At 70.9% G+C, this 19269-nt stretch carries 19 protein-coding genes; 11 read left to right on the top strand and 8 right to left on the bottom strand.

What is annotated here, in order from left to right:
* Positions 1 to 440 precede the first annotated feature (440 nt).
* Positions 441 to 1256: an isocitrate lyase/phosphoenolpyruvate mutase family protein gene (locus tag E2651_RS06845; RefSeq protein ID WP_135330100.1), complete on the bottom strand. Its 816-nt coding sequence runs from the start codon at positions 1254 to 1256 to the stop codon at positions 441 to 443.
* 156 nt (positions 1257 to 1412) lie between these two features.
* Here E2651_RS06845 and E2651_RS06840 point away from each other — a divergent pair, with 156 nt between their 5' ends.
* The 4 genes from E2651_RS06840 (at position 1413) to E2651_RS06825 (ending at position 5490) form a co-directional block, all read left to right on the top strand.
* On the top strand, positions 1413 to 1832 hold the full coding sequence (locus tag E2651_RS06840; RefSeq protein WP_135330099.1) for a YciI family protein: 420 nt from the start codon (positions 1413 to 1415) through the stop codon (positions 1830 to 1832).
* A complete protein-coding gene (locus E2651_RS06835; RefSeq protein WP_135330098.1) occupies positions 1826 to 3088 on the top strand; it encodes a sigma-70 family RNA polymerase sigma factor in 1263 nt (420 codons plus the stop codon). The genes E2651_RS06840 and E2651_RS06835 overlap by 7 nt, the downstream gene beginning before the upstream one ends.
* A gap of 196 nt (positions 3089 to 3284) precedes the next feature.
* A complete protein-coding gene (locus E2651_RS06830; RefSeq protein ID WP_245238615.1) occupies positions 3285 to 4832 on the top strand; it encodes an alpha/beta fold hydrolase in 1548 nt (515 codons plus the stop codon).
* A gap of 331 nt (positions 4833 to 5163) precedes the next feature.
* The gene (locus E2651_RS06825) at positions 5164 to 5490 is read left to right on the top strand and encodes a hypothetical protein (RefSeq protein ID WP_135330097.1); all 327 of its coding nucleotides are present in this window, start codon (positions 5164 to 5166) and stop codon (positions 5488 to 5490) included.
* Between the two features lie 56 nt (positions 5491 to 5546).
* Here the strand turns inward: E2651_RS06825 and asnB are convergent, their stop codons facing one another.
* Positions 5547 to 7388, bottom strand: coding sequence for an asparagine synthase (glutamine-hydrolyzing) (asnB, locus tag E2651_RS06820; protein ID WP_135330096.1), 1842 nt, complete (start codon positions 7386 to 7388; stop codon positions 5547 to 5549).
* A gap of 162 nt (positions 7389 to 7550) precedes the next feature.
* Positions 7551 to 8126: a TetR/AcrR family transcriptional regulator gene (locus E2651_RS06815; RefSeq protein ID WP_135330107.1), complete on the bottom strand. Its 576-nt coding sequence runs from the start codon at positions 8124 to 8126 to the stop codon at positions 7551 to 7553.
* A gap of 156 nt (positions 8127 to 8282) precedes the next feature.
* Here E2651_RS06815 and E2651_RS06810 point away from each other — a divergent pair, with 156 nt between their 5' ends.
* On the top strand, positions 8283 to 9299 hold the full coding sequence (locus E2651_RS06810; RefSeq protein WP_135330095.1) for a DMT family transporter: 1017 nt from the start codon (positions 8283 to 8285) through the stop codon (positions 9297 to 9299).
* On the opposite strand, the gene E2651_RS06805 is transcribed toward E2651_RS06810, so the two are convergent.
* Together E2651_RS06805 and E2651_RS06800 are read right to left on the bottom strand one after the other, a co-directional pair.
* The gene (locus E2651_RS06805) at positions 9266 to 9718 is read right to left on the bottom strand and encodes a cupin domain-containing protein (protein WP_135330094.1); all 453 of its coding nucleotides are present in this window, start codon (positions 9716 to 9718) and stop codon (positions 9266 to 9268) included. The genes E2651_RS06810 and E2651_RS06805 overlap by 34 nt on opposite strands.
* A complete protein-coding gene (locus E2651_RS06800; RefSeq protein WP_135330093.1) occupies positions 9715 to 10047 on the bottom strand; it encodes an Lrp/AsnC ligand binding domain-containing protein in 333 nt (110 codons plus the stop codon). Before E2651_RS06800 ends, E2651_RS06805 begins: the two co-directional genes overlap by 4 nt.
* 86 nt (positions 10048 to 10133) lie before the next feature.
* Here E2651_RS06800 and E2651_RS06795 point away from each other — a divergent pair, with 86 nt between their 5' ends.
* Positions 10134 to 10724, top strand: a complete 591-nt coding sequence (locus E2651_RS06795) for a M20/M25/M40 family metallo-hydrolase (protein ID WP_135330092.1) — start codon at positions 10134 to 10136, stop codon at positions 10722 to 10724.
* A 40-nt stretch (positions 10725 to 10764) separates the two neighbouring features.
* On the opposite strand, the gene E2651_RS06790 is transcribed toward E2651_RS06795, so the two are convergent.
* The gene (locus tag E2651_RS06790) at positions 10765 to 11352 is read right to left on the bottom strand and encodes a TetR family transcriptional regulator (protein WP_135330091.1); all 588 of its coding nucleotides are present in this window, start codon (positions 11350 to 11352) and stop codon (positions 10765 to 10767) included.
* A complete protein-coding gene (locus E2651_RS06785; RefSeq protein WP_209446084.1) occupies positions 11349 to 12821 on the bottom strand; it encodes an MFS transporter in 1473 nt (490 codons plus the stop codon). The genes E2651_RS06790 and E2651_RS06785 overlap by 4 nt, the downstream gene beginning before the upstream one ends.
* Before the next feature lie 235 nt (positions 12822 to 13056).
* Here E2651_RS06785 and E2651_RS06780 point away from each other — a divergent pair, with 235 nt between their 5' ends.
* From E2651_RS06780 to E2651_RS06765, 4 genes are all read left to right on the top strand, one after another.
* Positions 13057 to 13953: a Gfo/Idh/MocA family oxidoreductase gene (locus tag E2651_RS06780; protein ID WP_135330090.1), complete on the top strand. Its 897-nt coding sequence runs from the start codon at positions 13057 to 13059 to the stop codon at positions 13951 to 13953.
* Between the two features lie 434 nt (positions 13954 to 14387).
* Positions 14388 to 15209 (top strand): helix-turn-helix domain-containing protein, encoded by an 822-nt coding sequence (locus E2651_RS06775; RefSeq protein WP_135330089.1) that lies wholly within the window; start codon positions 14388 to 14390, stop codon positions 15207 to 15209.
* A 113-nt stretch (positions 15210 to 15322) separates the two neighbouring features.
* Positions 15323 to 16366 carry a PhlD gene (locus tag E2651_RS06770; RefSeq protein ID WP_135330088.1) on the top strand — a complete coding sequence of 348 codons (1044 nt, stop codon included), beginning with the start codon at positions 15323 to 15325 and terminating at the stop codon, positions 16364 to 16366.
* 53 nt (positions 16367 to 16419) lie between these two features.
* A complete protein-coding gene (locus tag E2651_RS06765; protein ID WP_135330087.1) occupies positions 16420 to 17208 on the top strand; it encodes a GNAT family N-acetyltransferase in 789 nt (262 codons plus the stop codon).
* Between the two features lie 16 nt (positions 17209 to 17224).
* Here the strand turns inward: E2651_RS06765 and E2651_RS06760 are convergent, their stop codons facing one another.
* Positions 17225 to 18451, bottom strand: coding sequence for an acyl-CoA dehydrogenase family protein (locus E2651_RS06760; RefSeq protein WP_135330086.1), 1227 nt, complete (start codon positions 18449 to 18451; stop codon positions 17225 to 17227).
* 165 nt (positions 18452 to 18616) lie between these two features.
* On the opposite strand from E2651_RS06760, the gene E2651_RS06755 reads away from it, so the two are divergent.
* Positions 18617 to 19264: a TetR family transcriptional regulator gene (locus E2651_RS06755; RefSeq protein ID WP_135330085.1), complete on the top strand. Its 648-nt coding sequence runs from the start codon at positions 18617 to 18619 to the stop codon at positions 19262 to 19264.
* The last annotated feature ends 5 nt before the right edge of the window (positions 19265 to 19269 follow it).

Here is a 19269-nt window from a genome sequence, read left to right as displayed (position 1 = left end):
GGGCCGCACCTGGCGCGGCTGGCACCACCACGTCACCCTCGTCACCGCCGCCCAAGCCTTCCTCACCCTCCGGCGGCTCGACCCAAAAGCCCGCACACCGGCCTGACCCTCTACCAAGTCCTCGACGAGCTGCAAGACCAGCTGCGGTGCTGGACCGGCACCTGCACCACCTGCGGCCGCCCCCTCACCCGAGCCAGAACCTAACGAAGCACTACTAGGGCCTGTCCGATGGGTCAGGCCGGCCTTCGCGCCGGGCGCCGATTGATCAGGGCCGAGCGGGCCCTGGTGCGTGCGGCTGCAAGGCGGAGGAGGGCGACAACGCGGAGCGTCGGCAACCGACGACAACGCAGGAGGGGGCACCTCCCTGCTCGAGCGAAGCCGAGAGCTTGGGGGAGCGCGTGCCAGGGGCCACGACCCCGGCAGGACCCATCGGACAGGCCCTAGGCCCCGGCGCCCGTCCCCTGGTCATAGCCGTCGGAGAGGGCCGCAGCCTCTGCGTACGAAGGCAGGCCCTCCGGGAGTGTGTCGCCCCGCGTGACCCCCTGGGCCGTGGTGACGGCCGCGTGGAGGGATGCGCGGAAGAGGAGTGAACCGGTGCTGACTCGGCGTACGCCCAGGTCTGTCAGGTCGTTGTAGGTGAGGCGGCCGAGGGCGTAGAGGATGTTCAGGGGCAGGTCGAAGGTGGTGGTCAGGGCCGCGATGGTCTCCTCGTCCTGGAGGGCGGGGACGAACAGGCCGTCGGCGCCCGCCTGTTGATAGGCGGCGGCCCGGCGCTCCGTCTCCCCCGCTTCCCCGGCGTTCAGCCAGTACGTGTCCGTGCGCGCGTTGACGAAGAGGTCCGGGACCGTCTCCTTGATGGCACGGATCAGGTCGCATTGAGTGGTGGTGTCGGTGAGCGTGCCGTCCGGGCGGCCGTCCTCGATGTTCACGCCGACCACGCCCGCCCCGGCCAGGTCGGCCGCGAGTTTCGCCACGTCGGCCGGACGCTCGCCGAAGCCGCCCTCGATGTCGACGGTGATCAGCGCGGGCAGCCGGGCCAGGCCGCGCGCCAGGCGCAGGGTCTCCTCCCGCGTGTCGCCCGTGGCGTCCGCCTTTCCCGCGGCGGACGCCACACCGAGGCTGGTGGTGCCGATCGCCGCGAAGCCGCTGTGGGCGAGCGCGGCCGCGGAGGCGTGATCCCAGGCGTTGGGCAGCAGCAGGGGGTGACCGGCCCGGTGCAGGGCACGGAACTCGGCGGAACGGTCTGCGTAGGTCATGTCCGGACCGTATCCCCATGCTCCGTCCGGCGGCCGAACGGAGCATGGACGCGACGGATGGCGGGCCTGATGTCGAGAAGCGCTCGCCCGCTCCGACGTCCCCTGTGAGAGTGGCCCACAGGGGGTCACACCGCACAGCAGCCAAGGAGCGACGTCATGAAGTATCTGGTGATGGTGCAGGGCACTCAGGCCGACTACGAGGCGATGAGCGGCAAGCCGTCCGCCAACAGCCCGGCCGCCTGGAGCGAGAAGGACTTGCAGGCGATGTTCGCCTTCATGGGCGCACTCAACGACGATCTGGCCGAGTCCGGTGAGATGGTCGACGGGCAGGGCCTGACCGAGCCCGCGCAGACCCGCCTGGTCGGCGTGGACGAGGGCGGCCGCCCGGTCGTCACGGACGGCCCGTACGGCGAGACCAAGGAACTGCTCGCCGGTTACTGGGTCCTCGACTGCGAGAGCCTGGACCGCGTGACCGAGATCGCCAAGCGGATCAACGAGTGCCCGCAGCCCGAGGGCGCCCCCACCTACCCGGTGGTGATCCGTCCCATCCAGGACGGCGCCGGGGGCGAATGTTGAGACGTACGGCCGATGTCGAGGACCTGCTGCGCCTGCACGCGCCGCAGGTCCTCGGCGCGCTCGTACGCCGCTACGGCCACTTCACCGAGGCCGAGGACGCGGTGCAGGAGGCACTGCTCGCCGCGGCACGGCAGTGGCCCGACGAGGGGGTGCCGGACAACCCGCGCGGCTGGCTGATCCGGGTCGCGTCGCGGCGGCTCATGGACCAGCTGCGCGCCGACGAGGCCCGGCGCCGGCGCGAGGAGGCGGACGCCCAGCTCACCCCGCGGGACGCGTTCAGCACGCCGGCGCCCGGCGAGAGCCGTGCGCCTTCCGGGGACGACACCCTCACCCTGCTCTTCCTCTGCTGCCACCCCGAGCTGAGCCCGGCCGCGCAGGTCGCGCTGACCCTGCGCGCCGTCGGCGGTCTGACCACGGCCGAGATCGCCCGCGCGCATCTGGTGCCCGAGGCGACCATGGCCCAGCGGATCAGCAGGGCCAAGGCGAAGATCAAGGGGGTGCCGTTTCGCCAGCCGGGCCCCGACGACCGGGATCAGCGGCTCGCCGTGGTGCTCCAGGTGCTCTACCTCATCTTCAACGAGGGCTACACGGCGACGTCCGGCAGCGCCCTGCACCGCGCCGACCTGGCCCGCGAGGCGATCCGGCTGACCCGGTCCGTGCGCACCCTGCTGCCCGCGGAGGGCGCGGTGACCGGGCTGCTCGCGCTCATGCTGCTCACCGAGGCCCGCAGCGCGGCCCGTACCGGACCGCACGGCGAACTCGTCCCGCTCGACGAGCAGGACCGCTCCCGCTGGGACCGGCGGGCGATCGAGGAAGGCTCCGCGCTGGTCGAGGAGGCGCTCTCCCAAGGCCCGGCGGGCGCCTATCAGCTGCAGGCGGCGATCGCGGCGCTGCACGACGAGGCGGCGCGCGCCGACGACACCGACTGGCCGCAGATCCTCGCCCTGTACGACCTCCTGGTACGCCGCGCCCCTGAGCCCATGGCCGAACTGGGCCGGGCCGTGGCCGTCGCCATGGTGCACGGGCCGCGGGCCGGGCTCGCCGAAGTCGCCGTACTCGACGACCGGTTGGCGGGCCACCACCGGCTCGACGCCGTGCGCGCCCATCTCCTGGAGAAGGCGGGCGAGACCGAAGCCGCCCGCGCCGCCTATCAGTCGGCGGCGCAGCGCACGCTCAGCATCCCCGAGCGGCACTATCTCCAGACGCGGGCGGCCCGGCTGCTGCCTGCCAAGTCCGGGAAAAATCAGGGGACTTAGGGGGCAACCCCTCGGGCGTCCCCCTGAGGGCAACCCTGATCGCGCCCCGGCGATCTCCCTGATTCCCTGCTCGCGCGGTTGTGACTCCGGCGACTCACGATCACAGTCGTTCATGGGCCATCCCGTGATCCAGCTCGTGAGACCAACAGGTTCGTGAGACCAACAGAACATTCGTGAGACCAACAGAGGGGACTTCATGCGACCGTCGTTAAGAACGCTCACCGCAGCGCTCACCGCCGTGCTCGCCACCGGCGTACTCGCCGGGGCTGCGACGCCGGGCGTGCAGGCGGCGGACGCCGATCCTCCCGGCCGCGGCCCGACGGCTCTGGACGCCATCGACTGGAAGCCGTGCCCCCAGGACGCCGAAGCGGACTGCGGGACCCTGCGGCTGCCCGTCGACTGGGCGCACCCGACCGGCGCGAAGTTCGATCTCGCCGTGGCCCGCCGCAAGGCGACCGATCCGGATCGCCGGGTCGGCGTGCTGATGGTCAACCCGGGCGGGCCGGGCGATTCGGGTGTGGACTTCGCCGTACGCCGCGCGAAGACCCACTTCAGTGCGGAGGTGCAGGAGAAGTTCGACATCGTCGGATTCGACCCGCGCGGGGTCGGCGCCAGCAACCCGGTGAAGTGTTCCAAGGAGCTCCTGGACCAACGCCCGTCCGCCTACCCCCGCGACCAGGCCGAGTTCAGTCAACTCGCCGAATTCAACCGGGCGTTGCGCAAGGACTGCCGACAGCACACCGGCCCGGTCTTCGACCACGCCGACACCTTGAGCGTCGTCCGCGACATGGACGCCATCCGCAGGTCACTGGGCGAAAGGAAGATCAACTACTTCGGTCACTCCTACGGCACGCTGTTCGGCGAGCAGTACGCGGAGGAGTACGGCGACCGGATCCGGACCATGGCGCTCACCGCGAACATGGACCACAGCATCGGCAGCACCCGCGACTTCCTCGTCTCCTCGGCCGCCACCGCGGAGGACTCGTTCCACGAGTTCGCGAAGTGGTGTGACCGCGCCGGCTCCTGCGCCCTGCACGGCCGGGATGTCACCGCCGTCTGGGACGGCCTCCTCGCCAGGGCGGGCCGAGGGGAGATACGGGATCCGGAGGCCCCGGATCAGGCGCTCACCGCGAACGCGATCACGCTCTTCGCCTTCAAGGCGTTCTACGGCCCGGACTGGGACGAACTGGCCACGTACGTCGCCGGACTCGACGCGCAGGACACGCAGGGCGCACAGGTCACACAGGTCACACAGGACGCCCCGCCCGCACCGGCTGCGAAGAACCCTCAGACGGCGCCGCAGCAGACGACCGCGGAGCCGTTCGAGGCGGTGTTCTGCCAGGACTGGCGGTTCCGGCCCAAGAACCACCAGGAGTTCGCCCGCCTGACCCAAGCCGAACTACGGGCCGCACCGCACCTGCGCGGCTCACCGCGCATCCACGCCGGGGTGGCCAGTTGCGTCGGCTGGCCCGACGAGGTGAACAACCCGCAGCACCGCCTGCGCATGACCGAAGCACCCAAGATCCTCATGCTGCATTCGATGCACGACCCTGCGAACCACTACGCATGGGCGACCAACGTGCACCGCCAGACCCGCCGGACAACGGTCCTGCTGCCGTACGAGGGTGCGGGACACCGCGTCTACGGCCGCAGCGACTGCACACGCGACGCCGTGGACGACTACCTCACGGAGCGGGAGCTGCCGCGCCCCGGGAGCACCTGCGCGCCCGCCGCGGAGAACTGACCTCCGCGTCACCCTTCTGAAGTCACGGACAGTCGCGGCCCCGCACACTGGGCGTACGACTCAAGATCGGGGCACCGGTGGAAACACCCCCCGGACGCCCCCCTCGCACGCCGGCCCGCACGTAACGCAGCTCACAACGACAGTCGCCCGACCTGGGAACACCCGCCGGTGGTTCACCGTTGAACGGTATGTGGGCCCCGATCGCGATTCCCCCGTCCGGTCGGGGTCCACCCTTGTTCCGGCACGCGTCGACCACGCTCTGTTTCACGCCTTCGAGCGCGAATATGCCAACCGCACCGCGTAGCGCGCCCGCGGGCGCCATCATGCGTTCATGGACGGTGCCAAGCCTGTGCAGGTCTTGTTCACGCCCGACGAGTACGCGGCGCTGCTGCGTCATGCGGACCAACTCGGCCTGCCGGTCGACGAGTTCATACGCCGGGCCGTGACCGTCGACACATCGGAGCCGCCCTGCCCGAGCGCGGGGACCCGGCGCGGGTCCGGCACCCCGGCGGCCGTCCCGCCCATCCGCCGGAACCTGGGCCCCGGGGGCACTCCCGCGCTCCAGCGGTTCCTGGACACCCTGGCGACCTCGGCGGAGCCCGCCCGCCCGGAGCAGGTGCCGCCGCAGCCGACGGTCCGCAACTGCTCGGGGCATTGAGCGGCCTCCCAAGGCAGCCCGTCCTCAGGACAGCGTGACCTCAGGACAGCGTGACCTCAGGACAGCGCGATCTCCGGGGAGTACAGCTCCAGCCAGATCGCGAGGTCCAGGGTGCGCTCCAGGCCGCGCCGCGACGCCTGGGTGATCTGCGGTACGTCGCGTCCCGCCGCCCGCGCGACCCGCTCCCGGTCCACCAGGCCGAAGACGGGGTGCGCAGGCTCGGCGAGCAGGTCCCTGACGTGCTCCTGGAGGGCGATGGCGTACTTCGGGTCCTGGGTGGAGGGATAGGGGCTCTTCACCCTGTCGTACACGGAACGCGGCAGGACGTCGGCCGTCGCCTCCCGCAGCAGGCTCTTCTCCCTGCCGTCGAAGGACTTCAGGGACCAGGGCGTGTTGTAGACGTACTCGACAAGACGGTGGTCGCAGAACGGCACCCGCACCTCGAGGCCGACGGCCATGCTCGCGCGGTCCTTGCGGTCGAGCAGGACGCGGACGAAGCGGGTCAGGTGCAGATGGCAGATCTTCCGCATCCGGTACTCGAAGTCGCTCTCCCCGTCGAGGCGTTGGACGCCCGCGACCGCTGTGGCATAGCTGTCCCGGATGTACGCGGGAAGGTCGAGGGCGGCGGTCAGGTCCGGGCGCAGTATGTCGCCGTCGTCACCGAAGTGCTCGGCGAACCGCACCAGCCAGGGGAAGGTGTCGGCGGCGCGGGCATCTTCGTCGAAGAACTGCAGGTAGCCGCCGAAGACTTCGTCCGCCGACTCCCCCGAGAGCGCGACCGTGGAGTGTTCGCGGATGGCCCGGAAGAGGAGGTAGAGCGAGGCGTCCATGTCCCCGAACCCCGTGGGCAGGTCGCGGGCGCGGATCATCGCGGCCCGGATCTCGGGGTCGGCGAGTGCGTGCGAGTCGAGGACGATGTCGCGGTGCTCGGTGCCTGCCGCCTGCGCGACGTCGTGCACGTAGGGCGTGTCCGGGGTGGCGCGCAGCGCGTCGGCCACGAAGTTCTCGCTCTGGCCGACGAAGTCGACGGCGAAACTGCGTACGTTCTCGCCCGCTTCGGCCAGCTGCCGTGCGGCGAGCGCGGTCATCGCCGAGGAGTCGAGCCCTCCGGAGAGCAGGGTGCAGCGCGGCACGTCCGAGACGAGCTGGCGCCGCACGATGTCCTCGAGCAGCGAGCGCACCTTGGTGATGGACTCCTCGCGGCCGTCGGGGTGCGGGCGGGTCTCCAACCGCCAGTAGACGTGGCGGCGAAGGCCGGCGCGGTCGACGGTGACGACCGTGCCGGGCTCGACCTCGCGCATGCCGTCCCACACGGCATGGCCCGGCGTCTTCACGACAGTGAACATCTCCCGCAGGCCGTCGGCGGTGACCCGTGCGCGGGCCAGTGGATTAGCGAGGATCGCCTTGGGTTCGGAGCCGAACAAGACGCCGTCGGGGGTCTCGTAGTAGAAGAAGGGCTTGACGCCCATCCGGTCGCGGATCATGACGAGCTTGTCGTGCCGGCCGTCCCACACCGCGAACGCGTACATGCCGCCAAGACGTTCGGCGACCGCCTCGCCCCACTCCAGATAGCCGCGCAGGACGACCTCCGTGTCGGACTCGGTGGTGAACCGGTGGCCGCGGCCGGTCAGTTCGCGGCGCAGTTCGGTGAAGTTGTACGTCTCCCCCGAGTAGACGAGGGCGACGGTGCCACGCGGGGTGCGCGCGGTCATGGGCTGGCGCCCGCCGGGCAGATCGATGACGGCGAGCCTGCGGTGCCCGAGTCCGGCGGGGCCCTCGATCCAGGTGCCGCGGTCGTCGGGGCCGCGGCAGGACATCGTCTCCGTCATCGCGTCCAGCGTGTCCGCCGCGGTCCGCAGATCACGGTCGAAGGAGACCCAGCCAGTGATGCCGCACATGCGCTACCTCCTGCTTCGCGCTGCCTCTTGGCCACACCGACAAACTAGGTGTAGACGGCAGCTATATCGGCAGGGTGCGCCATCCGATTGCGTACGGTCAATGCGCCGGTAACGCGGAACAGTGCATTCCGGCCATGGGCAAAGACTTCCCCAACAGCGGCCTCAGTCGCGCGGCTCGGCGGCCCGGACCGCACCCTTGAGCAGCACCGCGGCCTCACCGCGGGCGTGGCCGATGGCGTCGGGGAAGATGCGCAGGCCGTGCGCGACCAGACCGCCCTCGTGCAGCAGCATCAGCGCCCTGCCGAGCTTCGCCGCCCGGCGGGGGGCGAGTTCGCGGGCCAGGCCGGTGAAGAGGGCGAGCATCCAGGCCTTCTGGCCGGTGATGACCTGATACGCGGGGTGGGCCGGGTCGCTGATCTCGGCATGCGCGTTGACCATGCTGCACCCCTTGCCGCTGTTCGCTTCGGCCCAGTCGCGCGAGGCGTCGAAGACGGCCAGGATCCGGGTCCGCGGAGTGGTCGCGGCGTCGACGTACGGGGCGAGGAAGGCCCGCCAGCGCTCGTCGCGGCCCGCCAGATACTCGACGACGATCTGCTCCTTGGAGCCGAACCGGTCGTACAGCGTCTTCTTGGTGACGCCTGCCTCGGCGGCGATGAGGTCCACTCCGACGGCGTGGATGCCGCGTTCGTAGAACAGTCTGCTCGCGGCGTCCAGGGCGCGGCGGGCACCCGGCGTCATGACGATCCTGTGCGGTGCGCCATCGACAGCCGTAGCCGTAGCCGTAGCCGCCTTCACGATCCCGCTCCCACTCTCACCCATGCCCCCATACTAAACCGATCTGTATACTCAGGAGAGCGAGTAGACAGATCTGTTTACTTCATCCGGAGGGACACCGTGAACTTCCTGCTCTCGATCGCCTTCGTGCTGACCTGGAGCTCCGGATTCATCGGGGCCAAGCTGGGCGCGGGCAGCGCGTCCGCCGTGACGGTCCTGATGTGGAGATTCCTGCCGCTGGCCCTGGTGCTCGCGGTCGTCGCCCTCACCGTGGCCCGTGCGTCCTGGCGCGGATTCACCGCGCGTGATGCCGTGCGGCAGGCGGCCGTCGGCGCGCTGTCGCAGAGCGGCTATCTGCTCACCGTGTACTACGCGATCCAGCTCGGCGTCTCGAGCGGCACGACCGCTCTGATCGACGGCACCCAGCCGCTGGTGGCGGGCGCGCTGGCCGGTCCGCTGCTCGGCCAGTACGTCTCGCGCACCCAGTGGTTGGGCCTGGGGCTCGGCGTGGCCGGGGTCGTCATCGTGACGGCGGCGGACGCGACGGGCGGCACCGAAGCACCCTGGTGGGCCTACCTGGTGCCGTTCCTCGGGATGTTCTCCCTGGTGGCGGCGACCTTCCTGGACCGCCGCTCCCCCAACCCGGTCGCTCCCGCGGTCTCGATGACGGTCCACTGCGTCACCAGTGCCGTCGTCTTCACGGCGCTCGCGGTGGGCGCGGGCGCGGCGACGCCGCCCGCGGAGACGTCGTTCTGGGTGGCGATCAGCTGGCTCGTGACGCTGTCCACCTTCGGCGGATACGGGCTCTACTGGCTGATCCTGCGGCGCTCCGGGGTCACCCAGGTCAACACGCTCATGTTCCTGATGGCGCCGGTCACCGCGCTGTGGGGTGCCCTCATGTTCGGCGAACCCTTCGGCGTACAGACGGTGTTGGGTCTAGCGGTCGGGCTCGCGGCGGTCGCGGTCGTGCATCGCGGGAAGGATGCGCACCGGGGGAAGGGCGCGGCGGTGACGGTGGTCCGCTCACCGCGTGACGATGCCACCTCCCCGCCGCGTGACGATGCGACTTCCTCGCCGCGTGACGATCCGGCTTCCCCGCCGCCTCAGCCCGAGTCCGCCAGCCGGAAGTCCGCGTAGTCGAAGCCGGGTGACACGACGCAGCTCACCAGGACGGGTTCGTCACCGGCGGGGCGCGCCGACTGCCACACACGGCCGGGCACTATGGCCTGCGGGCGCTCGCCGTCCTCTATGCCGGGACCCATCCGTATCGGCTCCGCGCCTCCCTTCGGGAGCTCGCCGTCGCCGCCGAGGAGCAGGTCGAGCGGGCCGCCGCGGTGCCAGAGCCAGATCTCGTCGGATCGCACCACGTGCCAGGCGGATTCCTCGCCCGGACAGAGCAGGAAGTAGATGGCGGTCGCCGCCGCCCGCTCACCGGGGTAGCCGGCGGGCGTGAAGGACTGGGGCGCCGCCCACGTCTCGACGAACCAGCCACCCTCCGGATGCCTCTGCATGCCCAACTGGCGTGCCAGGAAAGGGCGTTCACTCGCGTCGTTCATGCGTACTCTCCGTTCCAGAGGTCGATGGGAACGAACCCGACGGCGCGGCCCCCGGCGTCCAGGAGGCGGCCCATGAGCTTGACCGCACGCAGCGCGACCGCACGGTCGACGATACGCAGATGGGGCAGCGCGTGCGCGAGACGCACCTCGAGCGCCTGCACGTCGCCGAGCGAGCGCACCCACACCGTGGCGACGAGGTTCTGCGGTCCCGAAACCCCGACGCACAACCGGGTCTCAGGGAGTTTCGCCAGCTCACGCGCGGCCTGATGATCGAGGAGGGCGTCCTCGATGCGGCGGGCAAGCCGCTGGTCGGCGCCTACTCCGTGCACGTCAGCTCCAACGGAGCGCCCGCCGGGGTCATCGGGGGGGGCGCGCCGGCACCCTCACAGCGGGCAGTGCGGAACTCCACGTCACCGTGGACGGGCGCGGCGGCCACGGCTCCGCGCCGCACTCGGCCGCCGATCCGGTGCCCGCGGCCGCGGAGATGGTGACCGCGCTGCAGTCCCTGGTGACGCGTACGACGAACGTCTTCGACCCGGTGGTCCTCACCGTCGGCAGTTTCCACGCGGGCACGAAGCCCAATGTCATCCCCGCCGACGCGACGTTCGCCGCGACGGTCCGGGCCACGTCCCCCGCGGCCATGCGGGACTTCCTGGCGCGCGCCGTGACGCTGTGCGAGTCGCTCGCCGCGGGGCACGGGCTCACCGCCGACGTGGTGGCCGAGGAGCGGTATCCGGCGATGGAGTGCGCCGCCGCAGCGGTGGACCTCGCCGAGGAGGCGGCGACCGCGCTGTACGGGCCCGGCGTCTTCGTGCGGCTGCCGTCGCCGCTGATGGCGTCGGAGGACTTCGCGCGGGTGACCGCCGCGGTGCCGGGCGCGCAGCTGATGGTCAGCGCCCGGCCCGAGGGCGCCGGGGACGACGCGGCGTTCAACCACTCCGCGTACGCCGTCTTCGACGATGCCGCGCTGCCCATCGGCACGGCGCTGCTCGCGGAGCTGGCCTAGCGCGGCCTCGCGGCGCGGGGCGCCCGTACGGACGGTGCGCTCACGGAGGTGTGAGGAAGTCCTGCACGGTGGGCGCGTACCGCTCGGTGATCTCGGCGATCGGCGCGGCGCGCACCTGCGGCCCGCGGGCGATCCCGTACATCACCCCCAGGCCGAGCAGCGTGCCCACCGCGAGCTCGGCGCGCAGGCCCGCGTCCGGTCCTTCGAGGCGCTCGCCGAGGCGCTGCGCCACCTGCGTACGGAAGTTGGCGCGCAGGATGTCGCCCTGTTCGCCGTGGAGCGGGGCGAAGACGATGCGCAGGATGGGGTCGGCGCCGTGCTCGGCCTGGCCGGTGAGCAGATGGTGGACCATGTGGCGGCCGAGCCCGGCGAGCGGGGCGTCCAGGAGGGCGTCGGCGTCCGTCTCGAAGGACATGACGCGGGCGAAGAGCGCGTCCTTGTTGCCGAAGTACTTGAGGATCAACGGCGCGCTCACACCGGCCCGTTCGGCCACGGCCTTGAGGGTGATGTCGGCGTGCGCGTGCCGGGCCAGGAGGTGCCGGGCCGCCCGGATGATGGCGGCCTTGGTCCCCTCGGCGTCACGGCGGCCGGGGGCCTCAGGGCCGGCGTCCGATGGCGAGGCGGTCATGGCGTCAGCTTCTCCTTTCCGGGGCCGTCCACCGCGAGGGGACGGGCGGCCCGGCCGTCCGGTGCCCGGTCCGAGGGTATGGCCAGGGCCGCGGCGCAGGCGACGAGCGCGATGGTTCCCGCCATCGCGAAGGCGAGTTGGTAGCCGGGCAGGGTCGGGACCCGCAGCCCGTCGACGGTGGTGGCGTGCTGGACGAGCACGGCGGCGACCGCGGCACTGCACACGCTCTGCCCGACGGTGCGCATGAGGACGTTCACGCCGCTCGCGGACGCCGTCTGGGTCAGGGGCACCGCCCGCAGGATGAGGGTGGGCAGGGCCGAGTAGGCGAACGTGGTGCCTGTGGACACCACGGCCGCGCCCACGATGATCACCCACAGATGGCGGCTGTCCACGATCCGCACGACATAGCCGAGCGCCATGACGGCCGCACCGATCGCCAGGGTCACGCGGGCGCCGCAGCGGGTGGAGACGCGGGCCGATACGGGTGAAAGCACCAGCATGATCAGTCCGTTGGGCAGCAGACACAGACCTGTCGCCACGATCGACAGGCCGAGGCCGTAGCCGCTGACGACCGGCGCCTGCACCAGCTGGGCGGTGACGAGGGAGTTGGCGTAGAAGGCGAACCCGGCCAGGAGCGCGGCCACATGGGGCAGCGCCACCCGCCGCCCGACGGCCAGGCGCAGGTCGACCAGCGGTTGCTCCGTCCGCAGTTCCCTTCGCCACCACACGGACAGGATGACGACGGCACCGGCGAACAGGCCGATGATGGGCGCACTGCCCCACCCCCACTGCCCGCCCTGGGACACGGCGAGCAGCAGACAGACGAGCCCGGCCGCGAGTCCAAGGGCGCCCAGGGTGTCGAACCGGCCCGGCGAGCGGACCGGCGACTCGGCCACGGTCCACCAGGCGAGGGCGAGGCCGATGGCGCCCAGCGCGCTCGTGGCCCAGAACATGGCGTGCCAGTCCGCGTACTGCACGATCAGCGCGGCGAGCGGCAGGCCGAGCGCCGCCCCGATGCCGACCGTCGAGCTCATCAGGGCCACGGCGGATCCGGTGCGCTCCGGCGGCAGTTCGTCCCGCAGGATGCTGATCGACAGCGGCACGACCGCGGCCGCGGCGCCCTGCAGCGCGCGGGCCGCGATCAGCACCCGGATGTCCGAGGTGAGCGCGCAGAGCACCGAGCCCGCAGTCATCAGGCCGAGCGCGGCGAGCAGGACGCGTCGCTTGCCGTACATGTCGCCGGCCCGTCCGAGCACCGGCGTGAGGACCGCACCGGCAAGGAGTGTGGCGGTGACCAGCCAGGACACGGCGCCCGGTGAACTGCCGGTCAGACGTGGCAGATCGGGAAGCAGCGGAACGACCACCGTCTGCATGACCGCCATGAGGATGCCGCCGAACGCCAGTACGGGAACGGTGAGTCGGGTGCGTATGCCCGTGCGTTCTGCGTCGGATATCGGGACAAGCTTCATGATCACTCCAGCTCGGGCGCGAAGCGGGGGGAAGCGGGGCGGGAAGCAGGGAGGAATGAATACAGAAGAAGTAAGGTGAATACGAATTCACCATAGCTGGTGAATGGGCTTTCACCACTGCTGAGTTCGGATACGAGATCCGGCCACTCGCGGGTACGGGGTGACAGCGAAGAAGAGCCAACGCCCTTGTGTTCACTGGGCTTTGCCCTTCGCCGACGGTAGGGAGTCAGCCATAATGCCGACCATGAAGAGACTGCGAATAGGCCTTGTCGGTACGGGCCCCTGGGCCTCGTCCACACACGCTCCCGCTCTCGCCGCGCATCCTGACGTGGAGCTCTCCGGCGTATGGGGCCGCCGCCCCGACGCGGCGGCCGCCCTCGCATCGGCGCACGCGATACCGGCGTACGCCGAGGCGGACGAACTCTTCGCCGCGAGTGACGCCGTGGCCTTCGCGGTGCCCCCGGACGTGCAGGCGCCGCTGGCCGCGCGGGCCGCGGCGGCGGGCTGCCATCTGCTCCTGGACAAGCCGGTGGCGACGTCGGTGGCCGCGGCGCGCGACCTCGAGGCGGCGGCCGACGCGGCCGGGGTGGCGTCCGTCGTCTTCTTCACACTGCGCTTCGCCGCTCCGACGTCGGACTGGGTTGCCCGGCAGACGGCGACCGGCGGCTGGTTCACCGGCCGCGCGGAGTGGTACGGCTCGTTCTACGCACCGGACGGGAGCAGCCCGTTCCCCTCGCCGTGGCGTGCGCGGCGGGGCGGCCTGTGGGACGTCGGCCCGCATGCCCTGTCGATGCTGATGCCGTTGCTCGGCGATGTCACCGCGGTTACGGCGGCGACGGGCCCGGCGGACACGGTCCACCTGGTCCTGCGGCATTCCGGCGGGGCGTCGAGCACGGCGGCGCTGAGCCTGACGGCGCCCACCGAGGCAGCCGGGGTGACCGTGGAACTGCGCGGTGCGGCGGGGACGGCGCTGATGCCTTCGGGAGGCGGGCCGCTCGACGCGTTCCGGTCGGCGGTCGACGCGCTCGTGGCGGCCGCCGACTCCGGCCGGCCGCACGCCTGTGACGTGCGGTTCGGGCTGCGCGTGACGGAGATCCTGGCCCGTGCGGAGGAGCAGTTGCGCTCAGCATGAGCCGCCCGTGGACAACCGCGGGCGGCCGGTACCGTGGCCGCTACGTAATGGCGAGTGACGGCACCGGCCGCAGCCAGTTGACCCAGGGAACCGTTCGGAGAAGTGCCGCTTCGTAGGTCCGGACTGCGACGTTTCCGACCACACGCATCGGAATACGAACAACCGATCCATACTCTTCCCGCTACGGCCCAATGGGCCTAGGGGGTACCCCGCGCCGAGGAATTTCAGCCAATTTCAAGCTCCCCGGCCAAGACGCCCCACAGTTGTGTCCGCGTGCCCACCGACGATCGATCTCGCAGGTCGGTGGTCCCGCGTCGACCATGATGCCGTACGCACTGATCGTTTTTCTTCGGGCAATCTTTACTACCAAAGCTGGTAGGAATATTTAGACTGCTGATGCTCAACTCGGCGTGTACCAAGAGGGATTACCCACCATGAACAAGACGGCGCTGCGCGCTCTGCTCCGCGAACGGCGCGCCCTCATCGACCCCGAATCGCACGGCTTCAGCCGCCCCACGGGTCAGGGGCGGCGCGCCCGCGGCCTCTCCCAGCATCAGGTGGACCAACTCCTGCACCGGACGATCGGTACGTATCACCGCCTGGAGTCGGGCAGTTACCCCAATCCGCCCGCCTCCCTCCTGCGCGACGTGGCGCGGCTCTTCGGTCTCAACGAGCAGGAGTGGGGTTCGCTCTGCAGGTACGCGCTGTTGCAGGAGCCGCCGGGTCCGCTGCATCAGTCGTCGGGCAAGGAGGTGCCGGGGGTGTGGCAGGAGGCGGTCGACGGGGTGCGGCACATGGCGTACGTCACCGACGCGTCGTGGAACATGCTCGCCCACAACGAGGCCTTCACCACCATGTTTCCCGGCAGGAACGTCCCCGGCAACATCATGCGCTGGATGGTGCTCGACCCTGACGGCCGCCGCACCCTGACGGACTGGCACACGGCCTGGGCGCCCATGGTCCTGCCGCAGTTGCGGGCCGCCCTCGCATCCCGGCCCGACGACTGCACTTTGCGTCAGATAGAGAAGGAAGTCCTCGCCGCCCCCGAGACCGCCATCCCCTATGACGCCGGCAACCCCTATCCGCATCCCGACGGCGACGAACGGCCCTTGCTCCACGCCGAGAAGGGACCGGGCTGGGTCACCATGTGCGCCGCCCAGCCGCTGACCGCGCCCGGGGCTCGCCTGATGATCCTCGTCTTCCATCCGGGCGCACTCAATTCCCACACCCGCGCACCGATGCTGCGCGTGCGCTGACGGTACGTCATATCCCTTGGGTGCCACGGCTCGGAAGGGGACGTCTTCACTTTCGTGAAGTACGTTGTGGCACACCCCTCGCTTCCGACTCAACCCCCCGTGGGAGTCGCCTCGTGCCCGCATACGTCTCAAGACCCCAGACAGTCCTCGGCGACCACAAAGTCACCACGTCCGACATAGCCGACGACATACGCATTCATCATCCCGATCACCCCCGGCTCCGGGCGATCCTCCGTGTCGTCGACAACTGCGGTGTCGACACACGCCATTTCACCCGCCCGCTGGACGCCCCCACCGTTTCCGGCTCTGCCGACATGGGAGAGCGTGCCCGCGTTGCATTCGCCGATGCCCTCGCCATGGCCGAGCGCGCCGCCATCGCGGCCCTCGACACGGCAGGGCTCACCGCCGGGGACATCGACGCGATCGTCACGACGCACACCACCAGTTGGGCCGTCCCGAACCTCGACGTCAACCTCATCGAGCGGCTCGGCCTTCGCCCCACCGTGCGCCGTGTCGCGCTGACCACGGTGGCCTGCCCGGGAGGCGTCCACGCGCTGATGCGCGGCGCCGAACTCATCGCCGCGCGCCCCGGCTCCAAGGTCCTCGTGGTGGGGGCCGAGGTCCTCTCCGCCATCTACCAGCACTCCGACGACGGCATCGAATCGATGATCTACAAGGCGCTGTTCGGGGACTCCGCCTCCGCGACCGTTCTCACCTCTGCCCCGCTGACTCCAGGGCTCGTGATCGAGGACAGCTTCGAGTACGTCCTGCCCGCCAGCCTCGACCGGCAGCGCGGACGGATCGGCGTGGACGGGATCCACTTCGACTCCGACAAAAAGGTCCTGAGCGCGGTCGGCGACGCGCTGCCCCAGCTCCAGAACTGGCACGGCCCCCAGCCGCCCGAATTCGCGGTGATCCACCCCGGCAGCCCCCGCATCATCGCCGACACCGCCACGGCCCTCGGCCTCACCCCCCACGGCTCCCGGCACTCCACCGACACCCTCGCCGTCGAGGGCAACCTCGGCGGCGTCAGCATCCTGCGGGTCCTGGAGAGAACGCACACCGATCCACCCGCCGACGGCGCCCGCGGCGTCACCATCGCCTTCGGGCCCGGGTTCGCCACCGCCGCGCTGCGCTGCCGCTGGTACGCACGGTAAAAACGCACGGTAAATCGGTTGCCGCGCCCCTCCCCCGCTGCTGAGGTGACCGGATGGATCAGGCAGCGGTACTGGCGGCGTACGACCGGCAGATCAGGCGTGACGCGCGGAGCGACAGCCCCGGCGCGCGGGTAGAACGCGTCGGGGCGGTCGTCCGCCAGACGGGCGGGGAGTACGACTGGAACGGCATCCACTGGGCGGACGTCGACGCGGCGACCGCGGACGCCACGATCGCCGAGCAGGTGCGGTACTACACCTCGCTCGGGCGCGAGTTCGAGTGGAAGCTGCACTCCCACGACCGCCCCGCAGACCTCGCCGACCGGCTGCGAGCGGCCGGGCTCGTGCCCGAACCGCCGGAGACGGTGATGGTCGCCGAGGCCGCGGAACTGCCCATGGAGCCCGAACTCCCCGCGGGCGTACGGCTGCTCCCGGTGACGGACGCGTCCGGTGCCCGGCTGATGGCGGACGCCCACGAGGCGGCGTTCGGCGAGGACGGCTCGGGGCTGAGCGAACGCCTCGCCAAGCGGGTCCTCGCCCAGCTGACCGAGACACCGGACGCCGTCGTCGCCGTCGTCGCCATGGCGGGCGACGAGCCCGTGAGCTCGGCCCGGATGGAGTTCTGCCCCGGCACCGACTTCGCAGGACTGTGGGGCGGCGGCACGGCACCGCGGTGGCGCGGCAAGGGCATCTACCGTGCGCTGGTCGCCTACCGCGCCCGGATCGCCGTAGAGCGCGGCTGCCGCTATCTCCAGGTGGACGCGTCCGACGACAGCCGCCCGATCCTCCGGCGCCTGGGCTTCGTACCGCTGAGCGTCACGACGCCGTACGTGTACACGCCCTAGGCACTGGAAAGCCCGTTCAACGGATCGGCATCCCCGACAACGTACGGGCGATCACCAGGCGCTGGATCTCGCTCGTGCCCTCGAAGATCGTGTAGATCGCGGCGTCGCGGTGCATGCGCTCCACCGGGTACTCCCGCGTGAAGCCGTTGCCGCCGAGGATCTGCACCGCCTGCGCGGTGACCTTCTTGGCGACCTCGCTCGCGTACAGCTTGGACATGGAGCCCTCGGCCGACTCGAACTTCTTGCCGGTGCTCGCCATCCACGAGGCACGCCAGACGAGCAGACGGGCCGCGTCGATCTGCGTACGCATGTCGGCCAGCTGGAAGGCGATGCCCTGGTTGTCGATGATCGGGCGACCGAACTGCGTACGCGTCTTGGCGTACTCCAGGGCCTCCTCGTACGCGGCACGGGCGGTGCCCACGGCCATGGCGCCGACGGCCGGGCGGGACGCCTCGAAGGTGGCCATCGCGGCGTTCTTCACACGCTCGCCGCCGGTCTTGGCCCGCTCGCGGGCGCGGGCGAGGCGCTCGTCCAGCTTCTCCTTGCCGCCGAGGAGGCAGTGGCCGGGGATCCGGACGTCCTCCAGGACGACCTCGGCGGTGTGCGAGGCGCGGATGCCGTGCTTCTTGAACTTCTGGCCCTGGGAGAGGCCGGGGGTGTTCGGCGGGACGATGAAGGAGGCGTGCCCCTTCGAGCCGAGTTCGGCGTCGACGACCGCGACGACGACGTGGACGTTGGCTATGCCGCCGTTGGTCGCCCAGGTCTTGGTGCCGTTGAGGACCCACTCGTCCTTGGCCGCGTCGTAGACGGCGCGGGTGCGCATCGCGGCCACGTCCGATCCCGCGTCGGGCTCGGAGGAGCAGAAAGCGGCCACCTTGACGTCGTTCACGTCGCCGTACATCTGCGGGATCCAGGTCCCGATCTGCTCCTCGGTGCCGTTGGCCAGCACGCCGACGGCGGCCAGGCCCGTGCCCATGATGGACAGGCCGATGCCCGCGTCGCCCCAGAAGATCTCCTCGGTCGCCATCGGGATGCCGAGGCCCGTCGGGTCGAAGAACTGCTGGGCGTAGAAGTCCAGGGAGTAGATCCCGAGCTTGGACGCTTCCTGGATGATGGGCCAGGGAGTCTCCTCGCGCTCGTCCCACTCGGCGGCCGCGGGGCGCATCACATCGGCGGCGAAACCGTGGAGCCAGTCCCGGACCTCCTTCTGCTCGTCGTTGAGCTCCATGGTGAACTCGGCCATGACCCCTCCAGGACTGCGATCAAGACATGCGTTACTTGCGGTAACGGGAGTCTGTTACTGGCCGGTAGCCGCTGTCAACTCCCGGCCGCCCGTTCGATCGGCACATCCTGCGGGGTGTTACGTTGCGCGTGCGTCACGCAATCGCACGGGCGGGAGAGAAACGCTATGGAGACCACCACACAGCAGACCGAGCAGCAGCGGTCTGCCGAGCGCCGGCGGCGCGAGTTGCTGGAGGCCGCCGACCGGGTGGTGCTGCGCGACGGTCCCGGTGCCTCGATGAACGCCATCGCCGCCGAGGCGGGCATCACCAAGCCGATCCTGTACCGCCACTTCGGCGACAAGGGCGGTCTGTACGCCGCGCTCGCCAAGCGGCACACCGACGCGCTGCTCGGCGCGCTGCGCGCCGCCCTGGACGCCCCTGCCGACCGCAGGGAGCGGGTCGAGCGGACCCTTGACACCTACCTGGCGGCGATCGAGGCCCGCCCGCAGGTGTACCGGTTCCTGATGCATCCGTCGGAGGGCGCCACCTCCGGCGAGCAGGGTTTCGACGTGGGTCTGCACTCCGCTCCCCTGCTGCGCCGCATGGGCGAGGAGCTCGCGCAGGTCATCGAGGAGCGGGTCGACCTCGGCCCCGGCAGCGCGCAGCTCGCCCGCGTGTGGGGGCACGGCATAGTCGGCATGATGCATGCGGCCGGCGACTGGTGGCTCGGCGAACGGCCGTGCTCGCGCGCCGAGTTGGTCAGCAGCCTGGCCGATCTGCTGTGGGGCAGGCTCGCGGCGGCGGGCGACCGCCTCGGCGGCCCCGGCTTCTGAGCGGC

This window comes from Streptomyces sp. MZ04 (assembly GCF_004684775.1).
In the GTDB taxonomy this organism is placed as follows: Bacteria; Actinomycetota; Actinomycetes; order Streptomycetales; family Streptomycetaceae; genus Streptomyces.
The sequence above is the reverse complement of the archived record's forward strand: the minus strand, read 5'-3'. Positions and strand labels throughout refer to the sequence as shown.